Genomic DNA, 17,690 nt, shown 5'->3' with positions numbered 1-17,690 from the left:
GTTATTCGTTTAGTTATTCCCTTCCCCAAAGCTGCTGCATCCGTTCTTTATGTTTTTGTTCGGCAGCATTTAGTTGAGGTTCCCAGATACGTCGGTCTTTCAACTCATCAGGCAAGAATTGTTGCTTGACGAAGTTGCCCGGATAATCATGGGCATATTTGTAATTCTCGCCATATCCCAATTGTTTCATCAACTTGGTGGGAGAATTGCGTAGATGCAGAGGTACGGGAAGATTGCCCGTTTCGCGTACAAGAGCCAACGCACTGTCGATGGCAAGGTATGCCGAGTTGCTTTTGGGACTGGTAGCAAGATATATAGTTGCTTCTGCCAAGGGGATACGTCCTTCGGGCCAACCTATCTTCATCAGGGTATCGAAACAGGCATTAGCTATGAGCATTGCATTAGGATTTGCCAGTCCGATGTCTTCGGAAGCGGAGATTACCAGTCGGCGGGCTATGAAAGCAGGATCTTCACCGCCTTCTACCATTCGAGCCAGCCAATAGATGGCACCATCCGGATCACTTCCACGAATGGATTTTATGAATGCAGAGACAATGTCGTAATGCATTTCTCCGTCTTTATCGTAGGCGAGGGGATTCTGTTGCAAGCGCTCAGTTACCATTTCGTCGGTAATGACCACTGTGTTCTCTGTTTCAGATTCTACTACCAGTTCGAGGATGTTCAGTAACTTGCGTGCATCTCCTCCACTAAAGCGGAGCATGGCGGTAGTTTCTTTCAACTCTATCTTTCTCTCCTTCAATACGATATCGGTAGTAATAGCCCGTTGCAACAAATCCAGCAAATCATCTTTCTCCAAAGACTTCAGCACATAGAGTTGGCAGCGTGACAATAGCGGACGAATGACTTCGAATGAAGGGTTTTCGGTAGTTGCACCTATCAACGTCACTACCCCTTGTTCCACCGCCCCCAGCAAAGAGTCTTGTTGCGACTTACTGAAGCGGTGTATTTCATCAATGAACATGATAGGACTCGATTGCGAAAAGAAGCGGTTGCTCTTGGCTCGCTCTATCACATCGCGTACATCCTTCACCCCACTGGTAACTGCACTAAGCGTATAGAAAGGAGTCTCCAACTTATTAGCAATGATCTGTGCCAACGTCGTTTTTCCAACTCCCGGAGGTCCCCACAGAATGAATGATGAGATTCGTCCTGCATCAATCATCTTGCGTAACACCGCATTCGGTCCCACTAAGTGTTTCTGACCGATATACTCATCTAATGTCTTGGGCCGAAGCCGCTCTGCTAATGGAGGCATGGGATTTAGTGATTAGTTATAACTATTTTAGAATATCATCATTATCATAAACCGTATACCGTCATTCTTCACACCGGGAATATCGGTGTAAGTCAGTCTTCGTACATATTCGATGTGCAATAGTTTGAAGATGTTGTAGATACCTACGCTGGCTTCGATATAGGGTGTCTTGCCCATTATATAACTGGTAGGCATGCCATCGCGCATGGGGAAGAGGAATAAATCGGGATTGCTACTCTTGTAGGGATTGTTCTTATCGGTCAGTGTACCCCAAAGGCCGCGGATGCGGAACATTTCGCGCCATTTCAATTTCTTGATAAGCGGAATGCGGTTGAACAACTTACCATTCATGTCGTAGCTCAAGTTGAGGGAGGCATAACGGTCGTTGAGGAACTCCATATTATTAATAAGATTGAAAGATTCGTTGTTCTGCGAGATGTACGAAAGATTTGCCATGGGCAGGTTCAGCAAGGGGAAGGGAACGGTGTTCCACTGGGCACCGGCACGAGCCGTAACATCCAGTTTACCCCAAGAGCCAAACCAGAAACGCTTGCGTATGCTGGCTTCCGTCAGGTTGAAATTGTATTCTCCTCCCAACACGCCTTTGAAACCGGCCGTGTGAGAGAGACTAAATATAGGCGCATCCAGTGATACCGGTACACGCCGTTGCTTGGTGTTGACGTATGTTTCACCCGGAGCATAACGCAAAGTTACTCCCAGCTCGGTGGTGGTGATGTCGTGCACCAACGTATTCTTTTCTCCCCATTCGCCGGGTGTCGTGCCATTGTTCTTCCAATATTGCAATTTACCCGCAGGCTGATCGTTACGGTGGCGTGCCATGGCTTGAACGGAGAATCCGGTATTGGTTTCCAATTCATACGTAAGGGTAGCGTCGCGCATGTAGGACATCTGGTCGACCGTAGTCCACTTCCAGCCGACAAACAAGTTGTCCTTGTCCGTAGCCAGATACTTGTCCATGGGCGACATGACGTCGTAAGTATATTTAAAGGCGATATAATGCTTCGGGAACTCCCACAAAACGTATTCACGCTTATTGAAAGAGTAAGCTACTTGGCCCGAATAGAACCATTTCTTGTCCTTTGTACCGTAAGCGCCATAGCCACTCATACTCCAGTGCGGGTCAAGATTACCGGTAGTCATACCGCTAAGACGGAAACGGGTACCATTGACGTAATTGCTGGTAATGGCTGTATTGATAGGTCCGAAGTCAAACTTGCTTGGATGCTTCTTGGAACCTGTTTCTACAAAGTTTTCAATCAATGCCTTAGCGCCAAAGATAACGTATTTGAAACCCGGTATCTGTTCAATACGGTTCATAAATACGTCCATATTGCTTTCTTTCTTGGTTAGCGGCACTTGGCGTACTTTTGCCCAGTATTCATCGCCTTTGTTGAGCATGTTTGCGTCCTTAATGACGTTTCCTTTCAGACGGAAAAGCCGTGGCTCTATATCATCGAATTGATAATCGGTGTATTTGGTACTTCGTTGTACTTCCAAACCTTGGATACCTTTCACGAAAGCCAGTTCTACAGTCATATCGTCGTCGGTCAATACCCAGTTACCGTCGGGCATTTCTTCGAATTGTTGCACAATGTCGAGGTTTTCTACAAAGTTGACTCCTGTCTTTTTGGGCAGGTTCATCGTAGCTTTTTTCACGGCGTATGTAGAATCCTTCACCACGTAAAGATGCCCCGTAAACCCGAAATCCTGTGGGTTCTGAGGTACGAAGGTGAGGTGCACGCACTCTTGCTTGTCTACCATCAAGGTATCCATGAGGTAGTATTTGTAGAAACTGATGGCTCCGCGTCCGATGGGACTGACAAAGCGGCGTTGTAACAGACGGATGTCGTCGTCATATATGTTAACCTCTGAGAATACGTCCGTCAGGATAGTCCCCAGCATATCACCTGTACTGAAAAACTCTTCAATACCTGAGGAATTCATACCTTCAACAATGGTCTTTTCGCTTTTGGGACTTTTACGATAGATGGTTTTGGAGGCTGTTTCCTTGATGGAGATGGGGAGAATCATCTTGTTGGTCTTGGGAGACAACTCCACTTGGTCTTTGAAGAACGAGAATTTTTTGTAGATGCCTTTTTCCATCTTCTCAGGAGTTACATCGTTGATGGACATCTTCATCTTTTCGTACTTCTGGTACTGATAGTAATCGTTTTCCTGCAATTTAAGGGCCTTCTTGTTCTCAATGACCTTCTTCATAAACTCCACAGCAGGATTGTTCTTGCGTGAATATTTCTCCTTTTGTGGTTTTACTATGACTTCGGAAAGCATGATATCGTCGGATATCATTTTTACATTGAGCACTTTAGTGCCGGGTGCGAACTTTACTTTCTTGGTAATATAACCTACTGCTGAAAAGGTCAATTCATCCCACCCTTTACGGGTTTCAACCTGATATTCTCCTTTAGCATTTGAAATTCCACCTACTCCTTTACCCTCGTATTGTACGGTAATATACATCAATGGCTCGTGGGTGAGAGAGTCTGTTATGACCCCTTTTATCTGTGCAGATACGCCGATAGAGGCGAATAAGGAGAGCAGAAAGAGAATGAAAAATATATATTGTCGCTTCATAAATTATTCGTAAATGAGGTTGCAAAGTTAACAAATTACTGTGAATCAAGAAGCAAATATAAATTAAAGAAAGATGATAAGTTCTTAAGCCTGTATGTAGAAGGGGTATTTATAAGCTATTAATATCGTGCAAACACGAAGTTAACATTGCGTTTACACGATATTAATAGCTTGTGATACACGAAGTTAATTCTTTGTTTGAGGTAAATGCATTACTCTGAATCAACTTCGTGTAAAGGCTTGTTTGTCATCCCAGCAAGGTTTGTACGATGCGTTCCGCAGTCCGTCCATCCCAACGGTCGGGCAGGGTAGTGTGTTTCCAATTGCCTTGAAACAAATTATCCAATGCGGCAGAAAGGGCGAAGGAATTTTCTCCTACCAGTTCGTTGGTTCCGATACGCCAAGTTTCCGGATGTTCGGCGTATGTGTTGAGCGTAATGCAAGGCACATCGAGGAAGGTGGCTTCTTCGGCAATGTTACCGGAGTCTGTAACAATTCCTTTCGCCTGGTTTATAAGAAATCCGAAGTGTAGATAACTCTGTGGAGGCAGAATGTGCAGGTTGGGAGCATTCAGTTCCAATGATTTCACGGCTTTCTCCACGTAAGGATGCAGCGGGGCAACAATAGGCATGCCATTCGCTTTATCCAATAATGTTTGCATCAGAGAGTGCAGCACTGCTTTTTTCTCTAACAGGTCGCGGCGGTTGAGGGTAAGCAATAAGTAGTTGCCTTTGCGCAAACCAAGAGTGGAGAACCACATCGGTTGTATCAATCTATGGCGGTTATAACGGATGGTATCTATCAGAATATTGCCTACATAATGGATATACTCCGGTATCATGCCTTCCTGATTGAGGTTACGATTGGCTACCATACCGGCTGTAAAAAGATAATCGGATATAGCATCTACGATGGTGCGGTTTACCTCACGCGGCATATTCATATCAAAAGAACGGGTTCCGGCTATGACATGTGCTACTTTCAAACCCCGTTTCTTGGCTACGATGGCACAACTCATGGTTGCTGTCATATCATCCACCACCAAAACAACCTGTGCCGGATTAAGATCCAGCTCTTTTTCGAAAGCAAGCATAATGGAAGCCGCCACCTGTGAATGATCATGTCCGCTTATACCTAAATAAGCATCCGGTTTTCTCATAGAAAGATCAGAGAATAGAGAAGCATCCAAACTTGCATCATCTTCCCGTCCGGTATAGACCAGACGGTATGAAACATTTTTTCCTGCATCTTTGGCCAAATCGATGGCACGGCAGATGGGGGCTATTTTCATAAAGTTGGGGCGTGCGCCCGATACGATGGTTATTTTCATTGTTGACGGTTTAAAAGATGAGACAAAAATACGTTTTCTTAAGGAAATTATTTGTTACTTTGCCAATAAATTAACTTAGATATGCCAACATTTGTTCAGATACTCGATTTCATTGGTACGTTTGCGTTCGCTATCAGCGGTATACGTTTGGCTTCGGCAAAACGGTTCGATTGGTTTGGAGCCTATGTCGTAGGTTTTGTGGTAGCTATAGGTGGCGGTACGATACGTGATGTGCTGCTGGATGTTACTCCCGGCTGGATGACCGATCCTATTTACCTTATTTGTACCGGGCTTGCTCTGCTTTGGGTTATCCTCTTCGGCAAGTATCTTATTCATTTAAATAATACGTTCTTTATTTTCGATAGTATCGGTTTAGCGCTATTTACGGTGGTTGGTGTGGGTAAGAGCATTGCCCTGGGGTATCCGTTTTGGGTAGCTATCATTATGGGTAGTATTACCGGCGCCGCGGGTGGTGTAATCCGTGACGTTCTTATCAATGAAATTCCGTTGATCTTCCGAAAAGAGATTTATGCCATGGCGTGTGTGGTAGGTGGAACAGTCTATTGGTTTTGCGATTTTATAGGACTGGAATCATTCTTATGTCAGACTATCGGCGGTGCATCCGTGTTTGTTGTGCGCATTTTGGCAGTAAAATACAATATCTGTCTACCCATACTTGCCGGGCATGAGGATGAATCATCGTCCTGATGGTAAACCTCAGTCATTTCAAATAGAACCCCCTGGCATTTCAAACGAATATTCCGGGCATCATAACTGAAAATCCCAAGCATTTTAATAACAAATGCTTGGGATTTTCGTTTAAATTTTACCGAATTATTTAAATTAAGTGTTTTCATCTAATTCACATATTATTAGAAAAAGATCGCTTTTATTTAAAAATAAGACCTAAAAACTATCAATATGAGGGGGGAAATCTATCAAATGATAGTTTTTGCCCTCAAGAAAAACCGTAATCCGTCCCCCTGATAGTGAAATCTTCCTTATACTTGCAACCGAGAAACCTAAACCATTATTAACTATTAAAAAACGAGACAAGTATGAATACTTACAGTTTTAGAAAAGATTTGCTTGCAGTGCAAGAAGAACTGCTTCGATTTGCATACAAGTTGACCGCCGACCGCGAAGAAGCGAATGATTTGTTGCAGGAAACGTCTCTAAAGGCTTTAGATAATGAAGATAAATATGAACCCGATACTAATTTCAAGGGTTGGATGTATACCATTATGCGCAATATCTTTATTAATAATTATCGTAAAATAGTTCGCGAACAAACTTTTGTTGACCAAACTGATAACTTATATCATTTGAGTATGCCCCAAGATTCCGGTCTGGCAACTACCGAAGGTGCATACGATTTAAAAGAGATGCACCGTATTGTTAATTCTCTACCACGTGATTATAAAGTTCCTTTTTCCATGCATGTTTCAGGTTTTAAATACCGCGAAATTGCCGAACGCCTTGATTTACCTCTCGGAACCGTAAAAAGTCGCATCTTCTTTACTCGACAAAAATTGCAAGAAGAATTGAGAGATTTCGTATTATAATTAATGTATTACATTATAATGCTACATAGTATTAAACACTAAGTATAAAATATTGTTTTAATTATCAATATGATATAAAACATATCTTTAGTGCTAAATATTTAAGGATTGTTCTTGACTATATGTCAGAATAATCCTTTATATTTGTATATGTTAAGTTAACCGAAATGAAAGAATCACTTATTACTGACTATGATGAAAAAGGAAATTAAATTCAGTCTTGTATACCGGGACATGTGGCAGTCTTCCGGTAAGTATCAGCCTAGAGTAGACCAGTTAGAACGTATTGCTCCGCTGATTATTGAAATGGGCTGTTTTGCTCGGGTAGAAACGAATGGAGGTGCATTTGAACAAGTGAACCTGTTGTACGGCGAGAACCCCAATAAAGCCGTTCGAGCCTTTACTAAACCTTTCAATGAAGCGGGTATTCAGACGCACATGCTGGATCGTGGTTTGAATGCGTTGCGTATGTTCCCCGTTCCTGCCGATGTCCGTCGGTTGATGTATAAAGTAAAGCATGCGCAAGGTGTTGATATCACCCGTATATTCTGCGGACTGAATGAGACGCGAAATATTATTCCTTCCATCAAGTATGCCCTCGAAGCAGGTATGATTCCTCAGGCAACGCTGTGTATTACCTATTCTCCTGTTCATACGGTGGAATATTACACCCGCATTGCCGAGAAACTGATAGAAGCCGGAGCACCCGAAATCTGTTTGAAAGATATGGCAGGTATTGGTCGTCCGGGAATGTTGGGCGAATTAGTCAAGGCTATTAAAGAGAAGCACCCCGAAGTGCTGATACAATATCACGGACATAGCGGTCCCGGACTTTCCATGGCTTCTATCCTCGAAGTCTGCGAGAATGGTGCCGATATCATAGATGTGGCTATGGAACCTCTGTCTTGGGGTAAAGTCCATCCGGACGTAATCTCTGTGCAAGCCATGTTGAGAGACAAAGGTTTCCAAGTACCCGATATCAATATGAAGGCTTATATGAAAGCCCGTGCCATGACGCAGGAATTTATTGACGACTTCCTGGGCTATTTCATTGATCCTACCAACAAGCACATGTCTTCACTTCTGCTGAAGTGCGGTCTTCCAGGTGGTATGATGGGCTCCATGATGGCCGACTTGAAAGGTGTTCACTCCGGCATCAATATGATATTGCGAGGAAAGAACGAGCCCGAACTCAGCATTGACGATTTGCTTGTGATGCTTTTCGACGAAGTAGAGTATGTATGGCCTAAACTGGGATATCCTCCTTTGGTAACTCCTTTCAGCCAGTACGTCAAGAACGTAGCGTTGATGAACGTCATGCAACTGGTGAAAGGTGAGGAGCGTTGGACCATGATCGATAACCATACCTGGGACATGATTCTCGGTAAGAGCGGACGTCTGCCCGGAACACTTGCACCGGAGATCGTAGAGTTGGCTAAATCCAAAGGATATGAGTTTGTCGATACCGACCCGCAGTTGAATTATCCCGATGCATTGGATACATTCCGTAAGGAAATGGATGATAACGGTTGGGATTATGGAGAGGATGATGAAGAACTTTTCGAACTGGCTATGCACGACCGCCAGTATCGTGATTATAAATCGGGCGTTGCCAAGCAGCGTTTCGAAGAAGAGCTTCAACGGGCCAAAGATGCGGCTATGGTAAAGGGTGGTTATTCGGATGAAGAGATCAAAAAACTGAAGCGTGCCAAGGCCGATCCGATCATTGCTCCTGCCAAGGGGCAAGTACTTTGGGAAGTATCTGTTGAAGGTCCTTCAGTTGCACCTTTTATAGGACGCAGGTATCTGCACGACGAAGTGTTCTGCTACTTGTCCACTCCGTGGGGAGAATACGATAAGGTGTTGACCGGATTTACAGGTCGGGTAGTTGAAATCTGTGCTCAGCAAGGAACTAACGTTAATAAAGGAGAAGTAATAGCCTATATTCAACGCTGCGACATCTTCTGATAATCCTCTTTATAAAAATAGGAAAGAGGCTGAACTTTGAAGATTCTTCTCAAGGTTCAGCCTCCTGTTTTATGGACTTCTTGCAATAGAATTTCATGATTCTTTTTTGTGCGGGCATCTTTTTTTCATACATTTGTTGAGTTGAATATTTAGGTTCCGCAAATCAATTTGTAATCCAAGGCGTTATGTATCAGATATTAGTAGTAGAAGACGAGCAAAGAGTAGCCAACCTTATCAAGATGGGGCTGGAAGAAATCGGTTATCAGGCAGAGGTGGCATTCGATGGCTTATTGGGCTTGCGTTTATTTAAGTCCCATCATTTTGATTTAGTCATTTCAGATGTCATCCTCCCCAAACTGAATGGCTTTGAAATGAGCAAGGAGATACGGAAAATTAATCCCGGTGTTCCCATTCTGATGCTTACAGCCCTGGGTACTACTGACGATAAACTCGAAGGATTCGATGCCGGAGCCGATGACTATATGGTGAAACCGTTTGACTTCAGAGAACTGAATGCCCGCATCAGCGTATTGCTGAAACGTAGTCAGGAAATTGTTCGCCAACAACCGGAAAAGCTCACTTATGCCGATTTGGAGATTGATTTGAATTCAAAGAGCGTATGGCGTAGCGGTCAAGCCATCAAGCTTTCTCCTAAAGAATACAATCTGCTGGTCTATATGGTTGAAAATGCAGAAAGAGTGCTGAATCGTATCGAAATTGCCGATAAAGTATGGAACACACATTTCGATACCGGTACTAATTTTATTGATGTCTACATCAACTATTTACGAAAGAAGATAGATAAAGATTTCGAAACGAAGCTGATTCATACCAAGACTGGCATGGGGTTCATGCTGACAGATAAGCCATGAAGATTCGCACCAAACTGACTATACGCTATACAGCGGTGACTGCTGTATTGTTTTTACTCTCCATGTTGGCGGTATACTGCTTTAGTGAGCATACCCGTAGCGATACCTTCTTTCGTACACTGCGCAAAGAGGCGATTACCAAAGCCCATCTGTTTCTCAATAACCAGGTGGATGCCAAGACTATGCAATCCATTTACTGGAATAATCGCAACTTTATCGACGAAGTAGAAGTGGCGGTCTATACTCCCCGGTTCGATATGCTCTATCATGACGCTTTGCAGAGTGATATCATAAAGGAAAACAAAGAAATGATAGATAAAATCAGGACGAAAAAGGCCATCGAATTCTACATCAACGATTATCAGGGCATTGGTATGGTATACACTTTCCAAGGCAAAGACTATGTAGTTACAGCCGCTGCCTATGATGGACATGGATATATGGCACAGGCGGCATTGAAAGAAGTCTTGTTCGCCTTGTCACTGATTGTTCTGAGTGTATTGGTTATAGTCGGCTATCTGCTTGCCCGTAGTTCGTTGGCTCCGGTGGCATCTATCGTGAAGAAGGCAGAGGAGATCACTGCCTCCCGGATAGACAAACGCCTTCCGGTAGAGAATGAAACAGACGAACTGGGCGAACTCAGCATTGCCTTCAATGCACTGTTGGACAGACTGGAGAAAGCTTTTTCTTCCCAAAAGATGTTTGTCAGCAATGTGTCCCACGAACTGCGCACGCCAATGGCTGCCTTGACTGCCGAGTTGGAACTTATTCTGCTAAAGGAACGTACTCCGCAGCGGTACGAGGAAGCTATTCGCAACGTACTACAAGATGCCCATCGCATTGTGAAGCTGATTGAAGGATTGTTGAATCTGATGAAAGCCGATTATCTGCCCGAACAAATCAAGATGGACGAAGTCCGTTTGGATGAGTTGCTCCTCGATGCCCGTGAGGTAGTTCTCCGTGCCAATCCGAACTATAAAGTTGATTTGATTTTTGAACAGGAAGCTGATGACGATTCTGTGCTTACCGTATCGGGCAATACTTACCTGTTGATAACTTCTTTTGTAAATCTCATAGAGAATAACTGCAAATATTCCGATAATCATTTTTCGCAAATTCATATATCCTATTGGCAAGATATGTCTGTACTTCGCTTCTCTGATACCGGAATAGGTATGACCGAAGAAGACAAGAAGCGGCTTTTCGAACCTTTCTACCGAGGTGCGAATAAGCAGTCTGTACAAGGATATGGCATTGGCATGACACTGACTCAGAAGATAATATCCCTGCACCGGGGGATGATAGAAGTTTATTCCCATCCGGGTGAAGGAACCATATTTATAGTAAAGCTGCCACATGTGTGATCAATGATTAATGTTTAATGTTATGTTGCCGTAATGCGCAGCCCATTAAACATTAATCATTATTTCTAATCCTTTTCTAATATTACTCTAATAATTCTCTAACGTTCTTTCCGGAGGACACCTCCTACCTTTGCAGCGCTTAAAGGTAAAGAGAGTACTAACTATTAGAATGTGAACGTATGTTCGCAAAAGAAAGGAGGAGACAATGATGTGGAAGAAGAAAAAAACGAATGCCCATTATCTTTTTAATGCTGAAAAGGTATTTCTGGCTGCAACACAAACTAAAGAATCCGTTTATTCTTATTTTCAGACTACAGCTTGCGGCTTATTACCCGAAGATGTAAAGAGCAGGAGGGAGCAGTATGGATTAAATGAAGTTGTTCACGAACAAAAGAAGCGTCCTATACTTCTTTTTATTAAGGCTTTTATCAATCCATTTATCGGAGTGCTGACAGCTCTAGCCATCATATCGCTGGTTATTGACGTGGGAATGGCCGACCCGGGCGAGAAGGAATGGACGGGTGTCATTATTATTGCCTCCATGGTCATATTCAGTTCCATACTAAGATTCTGGCAAGAATGGAAAGCAGGTGAAGCCACCGATTCGCTTATGAAAATGGTAAAGAACACCTGTAGCGTCAAGCGGGTGGGGCAGCAAGAAGAAATAGATATCCGCGAACTGGTTCCGGGCGATATTGTCTACATAGCTGCCGGTGATATGATTCCTGCCGATATACGTATCATCGAATCCAAAGATCTGTTTATCAGCCAATCGTCCCTAACCGGAGAATCCGAACCTATTGAAAAATACCCCGAGATACACGATAAGCTGAATCGCAAAGGTAGTGTAGTCGAACTGGATAATATCTGCTTTATGGGTTCAACTGTAATCAGCGGTTCGGCTTTGGGTATAGTATTTGCAACGGGTGGTTACACTTATTTAGGCACAATAGCACGGAGTATTACTGGTGTAAGGGCTACCACCGCTTTTGACAAAGGTATCAGTAAAGTCAGTTTCCTACTGATTCGCTTCATGTTGGTCATGGTACCGTTTGTCTTTCTGGTGAATGGATTTACTAAAGGAGACTGGTTCGAAGCATTTATCTTTGCTGTATCGGTGGCCGTTGGTTTGACTCCCGAAATGCTTCCTATGATTGTTACAGCCAATCTCTCGAAAGGAGCGGTGGCCATGTCGAAGAAGAAAACGATTGTCAAGAACTTGAATGCCATTCAGAACTTCGGAGCAATGAATATTCTCTGTACCGATAAGACGGGAACTATAACCTGTGACAATATTGTTCTCGAAAAGTATATCAATGCCGATGGAACTTCCGATTCGGGCAAGCGCATACTGCGTCATGCCTTTTACAACAGCTACTTCCAGACAGGATTGAAGAATCTGATGGACAAAGCCATCCTGTCTCATGTACGCGAACTGCAACTGGAGCATCTGAAGGACGATTATTTCAAAGTAGACGAAATACCTTTTGATTTTTCCCGCCGCAGAATGTCTGTTGTGGTGGAAGATAAGCAGTCTAAAAAGCAGATTATCACCAAAGGAGCCGTAGAAGAAGTGCTCGCTATTTGTTCGTTTGCCGAGTTTAACGGTGAAGTTCACCTTTTGACAGACGAATTGCGTATACAAGCTACAGCCATCAGTGAAGAAATGAATCGCGAAGGCATGCGTGTATTGGCCATTGCCCAGAAAAGTTTTATTGATAAAGATCATGATTTCGAGGTAGGCGATGAAAAAGAGATGGTATTAATAGGCTATCTTGCTTTTCTTGATCCTCCCAAACCATCGGCTTCGCAGGCTATCAAGCAGTTACACGAGAATGGGGTGGAGGTGAAGATTCTTTCGGGCGATAACGATGCCATTGTTAAGACAATTGCCCGCCAGGTAGGTATCAATGCAGCCTCTTCATTGACAGGGTCGGAAATAGAACGTATGACTGATGAAGAGTTGATACCTTTGGTAAACCGTACCACCCTGTTCTCCAAACTGACACCTTTACAGAAGACGCGTATCATACAAGTATTGCAGGGACAGGGCAATACGGTCGGTTTTCTCGGCGATGGCATTAATGATGCATCCGCTTTGCGTCAGTCCGATATCGGCATTTCAGTCGATTCGGCTGTTGACATTGCCAAGGAAAGTGCTGACATCATCTTGCTCGAAAAAGATCTTATGGTACTGGAAGATGGTGTGATCGAAGGACGGAAAACATTTGGAAATATTACCAAATACATCAAGATGACAGCGAGTTCCAATTTTGGGAATATGTTCAGTGTGATAGCGGCCAGTGCGTTCTTGCCTTTTTTGCCGATGCTGCCTATTCATCTGTTGATTCAGAATCTGCTGTACGATGTGTCACAAACCACGATACCTTTCGACCGTATGGACCCGGAATATCTGAAGAAGCCTCGTGTTTGGGATGCTTCCGATTTAAGCCGGTTCATGATTTATATTGGACCCATCAGCTCCATCTTCGATATTGTTACTTATTTGGTGATGTGGTATGTGTTTAGCTGTAATAGTCCGGAACACCAAACCTTGTTTCAGACGGGATGGTTTGTGGAAGGATTACTGTCGCAAACATTGATTGTGCACATGATCCGCACCCGTAAAATTCCGTTTATCCAGAGTCGTGCCACTTGGCCTGTGATGGGTTTGACTTTCCTTATCATGGGTATAGGCATAGCTATTCCGTTTACTGCTTTCGGGCGTTCAATTGGATTGGAACCGTTGCCACTCAGTTATTTCCCTTGGTTAGTCGGTATTCTGCTTGCTTACTGCGTGTTGACGCAATTCGTGAAACAATGGTACATGAAAAGATTTACAAGATGGTTGTAGAAATAGTGGAAGGGAGTTGTAAACATGCTCAAGAAATGGATTTTATATCTGAGTTTTGCAGGGGGAAATCTCTGCGGCTCAGCACAAGTAGTTGATGCTATATATACTACAGAGGTACAATATGCAGGAGATAATAAATATAACTGGGTCAATCTTCTTCGTGTAGAAGCCTCTTTGCCGGTAAAGAATGGCTCGTTTGATCTTGTATCTCAGCATATCTATAAGCTGAGAAAAGAAAATGTAGCCGATGATTGGCAGGTGTTTTCAAATATAGAGGAGGATAACCTTCCATTTGCTATTGCTGTATTAGGATATAGGCAGAATTGGCGGAACATGTCACTGTTTGTAGGAGTGCGTAATGTTAACGAGGACTACTTCGATTCATCTGTCACTTCTTTGTTTACAAATAGTTCTTGTGGGATATTTCCTACCTTGTCTGCCAACTATCCATTGCCCAATTATCCGTTATCGGCACTATGTCTGGATTATAAGTTACAGGCGGGTAATTGGTCTTTAGAGAGTTCTTTGTACAATGGAGTGGCACATTCAGCCTTTTGTGGTGATGGCGGTGTTTTTGCGCTTAATCCCCGAAGGGATGGAGTTTTTAGTATTTCATCTTTAAGTTATCAATCGAATGTTGGGAATTATTTTTTCGGTTTTGCTCTACATAATAGGATGTATTCTAGTAATGTGGATGGAAATCCGATTCAAAATCCGCCGATACAGGCGGAAGAAGTGAACCATCAGATGAATGTAATGTGGTGGTGGTATGCAGAACAGCTGCTTTACAAAGTTGAAAATAAGCGCATTGATTTGTTGGCGCAGTATTCGGAAAACCGCTCTGTTACTATTGGGTGCAGGCAGTATGCAGGCTTAGGAGCAACTTATTCTGCAACCACTTTGGAAGGTAAGAAACGGGAAGCAGGAGTGATTGTAGATTATGCGCGTTTTACTTATGGCTATGAAGTAGCTTGTGAAGTTACTTATAAATGGCACTTGACAGATCGTTTGTCTTTGCAACCTGCATTATATTGGATTAAGAATTCTCAAAGAACCTATTGCATTGGTATGCTTCGGGCTAGTTGGATGATAAAGTAATTCGTTCGAATGGAAAGCTTTTCTAGAGGCTGATATCTATTTTGTTGATACAGCCTCTTCACTTTTTTCTATTTCAACCATTTCTTTAAAGCCTCTTTCAGTACTTCCTGAGTGAAAGGTTTGGTCAGGAAATCGCTGCAACCTACTTCAAATGCGGCTTGTTTGTCATGCTCATAAGCATAGGCGGTAAGGGCTATGATAGGAATGTCCGGTGAGAGTTCACGGATAATCCGTGTGGCATCCAGTCCGCCGAGGTTGGGCATTTTCATATCCATCAGGATGAGGTCGGGCTGTAACTCTTCGAACATGGTGACGGCTTCCATACCATCATTGGCACGTTTCAGATTATAGCTGTGGCCTAGTATGGCTTTTATCAAGGTATAATTGCTGTCTGTATCTTCGGCTACCAGAATGGTTTTGCAAGAAGAATTCTCATCTTGTTCTTCAATTTTGTTATCTGGCTGGGTGGAAATACCTTCAGCGCTATCGATAGTGGGATTCATCTTTTCTTCATCCTCACTTTTCGATTTGTTACCTTCCTTTTTATCTGCTGGAAGGGTGAAAGTGAATGTTGTTCCCACTCCGTATTCCGAACTGACTGATATAGTTCCTCCTAAACGTTCGATGATTGTTTTGCAGATCGACAATCCCAATCCTGTGCCTTGTGCAAAGCTGTTTACTTTAACAAAACGTTCGAATACACGGCCTACCTTGTCCGCTGCAATACCTATACCTGTATCGGTGACGTGGAATACAATATTGTTTCCATCTTGATGATACCCGTAACTTACCTTTCCGGTGGTAGTAAATTTAAAAGCATTTCCAATTAAATTGGAGATTACCTGGAAAATGCGGTTTTTGTCTCCCTCGATAACAATGTCTTCGTCCGAAGGTTCGTAGATGAGTTCTACTCCGTTAGGGCAACGGAAGATATGTGCATCGTGTATTTCTTTGCAAAGAGGATGCAAACGTACCGGAGTAATTGTAAACTCAACGATTCCCGATTCTATTTTTGACAAGTCGAGAATCTCATTGATGAGCTTTAGCAGACGTTCGTTATTTGCTTCTACGATATCATAATAGCCTAGGCGCTCTTCGGTATCATCACTTTCGGCAATGATGCGCGAGAAACCAACGATGGCATTGAGTGGAGTTCGTATTTCATGGCTCATATTAGCTAGGAAGGCAGATTTCAGTTGATCGGAAGTCTCGGCTTTTTCCTTGGCAATGAGTAACTCACGTTTCATGCTTTCAATTTCAGTAATGTCCCATTCAATGCTAAGTAGGATGGGAGGAAAATCACTACTCTCAATCTTTATTTTACGCTTATCAAGGAAGATGGACTTGTCGTTTATATCCCGTTCTTCTGATACCCAGTGCATTTCTTTACCGTTTTCGGCTATTTCGACGTCTTGTGCTCTTTTTTCTTGTGCTATTTCCAAAGGATAGAAGTCGAAATCGTCTTTCCCTAATACCTCATGTATGGTGGAGATATTGCGGTTATACGATTCGCGGTTACGATATAAATACTTAAAACCATTTTCTATGTCTTTCACTACGATACCAGCCGGAAGATGTTCAATGATTTTGTCCAGAACCTGATTGAAGCGCTTGATTTGCTGTTCATGATTGATGCGTTGGGATATATCCCGTCCAAATACCCACATCGTTTCTATACCTTCATCGCTGGTTACCCAATAGGCATTTCCTTCGTATGCCAGTATTTTGGGATAATCCTCCAAAGGGTGGTAAATGATGTAATTATTGTTTTCCGTATCTTTTCTGGCGGAAGAGATCATCTCTTTCCATACTCTTTCACCTTGGTATGGATCGATAGTATATAGATTAGCGAATTTCAGTTGAGTAATGTCTTCGGTATTTCCTATACGATGATGTTCCTTAAAGCTACGATTGGCAAAAACCAACGTTCCGTCTTCGCGAGCGGCAAAGATGTCTTCGATGGAGTTGTTGATGGCATGTGTCAACAGGTTGATATCGTTGCGTCTTTGTTGAATATCAGTTATATTCTGTATGTATCCTTCGAGAATGATATTTCCATTTTTGTGCCGTTCGCGTGAGAAAGCTTGCAAGCGAACATAAAAAATCTGATTATCAAAATGGATGCGATAGTCTACAGAATCTTCAATATCCCCTTTCAGGTTCCGTTCGAGCCAATTATTAAAGGTATCCCAATCTTCGCGGAGAATGTGTTGCAGATACATATCCATTGCGATATTTTGCTCAAATTCACTGCACATGATGCCGGTATGCCCTTGATAACTGAACATGTGAGTGGCGGATTCGTACTTCCATCTTCCTATGAGGGCTGCTTTTTGAATCTCGTTAAGTTCGTGGTTTTTCTTTTCGAGTTCCAGTTTACGTTGGCTACGTTCGGTGATGTCGCGGTATTGGCAAAGTACCATATCATCGTAGGGGTACATGATGCATTTGAAATAATAGATTCGTTTCCCTAAGAACAATTCATAATTCTGGGTGGAGCGGACTTTACGAGTCAATACTTTTTTGAATTCAGGATATATTTGTTGGTAAGTAGAAGGAGGTATTAACTCGAAAAGATTCTTTCCCAGTAAATTATCTTCTTTCAAGAACCAAAGATCTACATTGTAGACTGCGATATCCACGCAGATTCCCTCTTTATTCAAGAGAATCATTGTATCTGAGGTTAGCGTTAACAGCCTCTCGGCGTTATTTGCATTTTTCAGAATATTTTCCATTTTGCTTTAAGGTAT

At 42.9% G+C, this 17,690-nt stretch carries 11 protein-coding genes; 7 read left to right on the top strand and 4 right to left on the bottom strand.

Annotated elements, in window-relative coordinates:
- Positions 1-13 precede the first annotated feature (13 nt).
- The 3 genes from Q1W14_RS18890 to Q1W14_RS18880 form a co-directional block, all read right to left on the bottom strand.
- A complete protein-coding gene (locus Q1W14_RS18890; protein WP_300704231.1) occupies positions 14-1,276 on the bottom strand; it encodes a replication-associated recombination protein A in 1,263 nt (420 codons plus the stop codon).
- Positions 1,277-1,303: 27 nt separating this feature from the next.
- Positions 1,304-3,889, bottom strand: coding sequence for a DUF5686 and carboxypeptidase-like regulatory domain-containing protein (locus Q1W14_RS18885; protein ID WP_300704230.1), 2,586 nt, complete (start codon positions 3,887-3,889; stop codon positions 1,304-1,306).
- Positions 3,890-4,136: 247 nt separating this feature from the next.
- Positions 4,137-5,219 (bottom strand): UDP-N-acetyl glucosamine 2-epimerase, encoded by a 1,083-nt coding sequence (locus Q1W14_RS18880; protein WP_300704229.1) that lies wholly within the window; start codon positions 5,217-5,219, stop codon positions 4,137-4,139.
- An 81-nt stretch (positions 5,220-5,300) separates the two neighbouring features.
- On the opposite strand from Q1W14_RS18880, the gene Q1W14_RS18875 reads away from it, so the two are divergent.
- The 7 genes from Q1W14_RS18875 (at position 5,301) to Q1W14_RS18845 (ending at position 14,940) form a co-directional block, all read left to right on the top strand.
- Complete coding sequence (locus tag Q1W14_RS18875) at positions 5,301-5,927, top strand: trimeric intracellular cation channel family protein (protein ID WP_300704228.1); 627 nt, start codon at positions 5,301-5,303, stop codon at positions 5,925-5,927.
- Between the two features lie 350 nt (positions 5,928-6,277).
- Positions 6,278-6,784, top strand: a complete 507-nt coding sequence (locus Q1W14_RS18870; RefSeq protein ID WP_300704227.1) for an RNA polymerase sigma factor — start codon at positions 6,278-6,280, stop codon at positions 6,782-6,784.
- A gap of 195 nt (positions 6,785-6,979) precedes the next feature.
- On the top strand, positions 6,980-8,752 hold the full coding sequence (locus Q1W14_RS18865; RefSeq protein ID WP_300704239.1) for an oxaloacetate decarboxylase: 1,773 nt from the start codon (positions 6,980-6,982) through the stop codon (positions 8,750-8,752).
- A gap of 185 nt (positions 8,753-8,937) precedes the next feature.
- On the top strand, positions 8,938-9,624 hold the full coding sequence (locus tag Q1W14_RS18860; protein WP_300704226.1) for a response regulator transcription factor: 687 nt from the start codon (positions 8,938-8,940) through the stop codon (positions 9,622-9,624).
- Entirely contained in the window at positions 9,621-10,988 is a 1,368-nt protein-coding gene (locus Q1W14_RS18855; protein ID WP_300704225.1) for a HAMP domain-containing sensor histidine kinase, read from the top strand. The genes Q1W14_RS18860 and Q1W14_RS18855 overlap by 4 nt, the downstream gene beginning before the upstream one ends.
- A gap of 205 nt (positions 10,989-11,193) precedes the next feature.
- The gene (mgtA, locus tag Q1W14_RS18850; protein ID WP_300704224.1) at positions 11,194-13,842 is read left to right on the top strand and encodes a magnesium-translocating P-type ATPase; all 2,649 of its coding nucleotides are present in this window, start codon (positions 11,194-11,196) and stop codon (positions 13,840-13,842) included.
- Between the two features lie 24 nt (positions 13,843-13,866).
- Positions 13,867-14,940 (top strand): carbohydrate porin, encoded by a 1,074-nt coding sequence (locus Q1W14_RS18845; RefSeq protein WP_300704223.1) that lies wholly within the window; start codon positions 13,867-13,869, stop codon positions 14,938-14,940.
- Between the two features lie 68 nt (positions 14,941-15,008).
- On the opposite strand, the gene Q1W14_RS18840 is transcribed toward Q1W14_RS18845, so the two are convergent.
- On the bottom strand, positions 15,009-17,675 hold the full coding sequence (locus tag Q1W14_RS18840; RefSeq protein ID WP_300704222.1) for an ATP-binding protein: 2,667 nt from the start codon (positions 17,673-17,675) through the stop codon (positions 15,009-15,011).
- Positions 17,676-17,690: the final 15 nt, after the last annotated feature.

It is taken from the genome of Bacteroides sp. (assembly GCF_030151085.1).
Classification (GTDB): domain Bacteria; phylum Bacteroidota; class Bacteroidia; order Bacteroidales; family Bacteroidaceae; genus Bacteroides.
This window is presented reverse-complemented; position numbering and strand designations above follow the sequence as displayed.

Bases quoted from the DNA above. Each gene is read 5' to 3' on its own strand.
- Q1W14_RS18890 (WP_300704231.1), bottom strand. From the start codon at position 1,276: ATGCCTCCATTAGCAGAGCGGCTTCGGCCCAAGACATTAGATGAGTAT.
- Q1W14_RS18885 (WP_300704230.1), bottom strand. From the start codon at position 3,889: ATGAAGCGACAATATATATTTTTCATTCTCTTTCTGCTCTCCTTATTC.
- Q1W14_RS18880 (WP_300704229.1), bottom strand. From the start codon at position 5,219: ATGAAAATAACCATCGTATCGGGCGCACGCCCCAACTTTATGAAAATA.
- Q1W14_RS18875 (WP_300704228.1), top strand. From the start codon at position 5,301: ATGCCAACATTTGTTCAGATACTCGATTTCATTGGTACGTTTGCGTTC.
- Q1W14_RS18870 (WP_300704227.1), top strand. From the start codon at position 6,278: ATGAATACTTACAGTTTTAGAAAAGATTTGCTTGCAGTGCAAGAAGAA.
- Q1W14_RS18865 (WP_300704239.1), top strand. From the start codon at position 6,980: ATGAAAAAGGAAATTAAATTCAGTCTTGTATACCGGGACATGTGGCAG.
- Q1W14_RS18860 (WP_300704226.1), top strand. From the start codon at position 8,938: ATGTATCAGATATTAGTAGTAGAAGACGAGCAAAGAGTAGCCAACCTT.
- Q1W14_RS18855 (WP_300704225.1), top strand. From the start codon at position 9,621: ATGAAGATTCGCACCAAACTGACTATACGCTATACAGCGGTGACTGCT.
- mgtA (WP_300704224.1), top strand. From the start codon at position 11,194: ATGATGTGGAAGAAGAAAAAAACGAATGCCCATTATCTTTTTAATGCT.
- Q1W14_RS18845 (WP_300704223.1), top strand. From the start codon at position 13,867: ATGCTCAAGAAATGGATTTTATATCTGAGTTTTGCAGGGGGAAATCTC.
- Q1W14_RS18840 (WP_300704222.1), bottom strand. From the start codon at position 17,675: ATGGAAAATATTCTGAAAAATGCAAATAACGCCGAGAGGCTGTTAACG.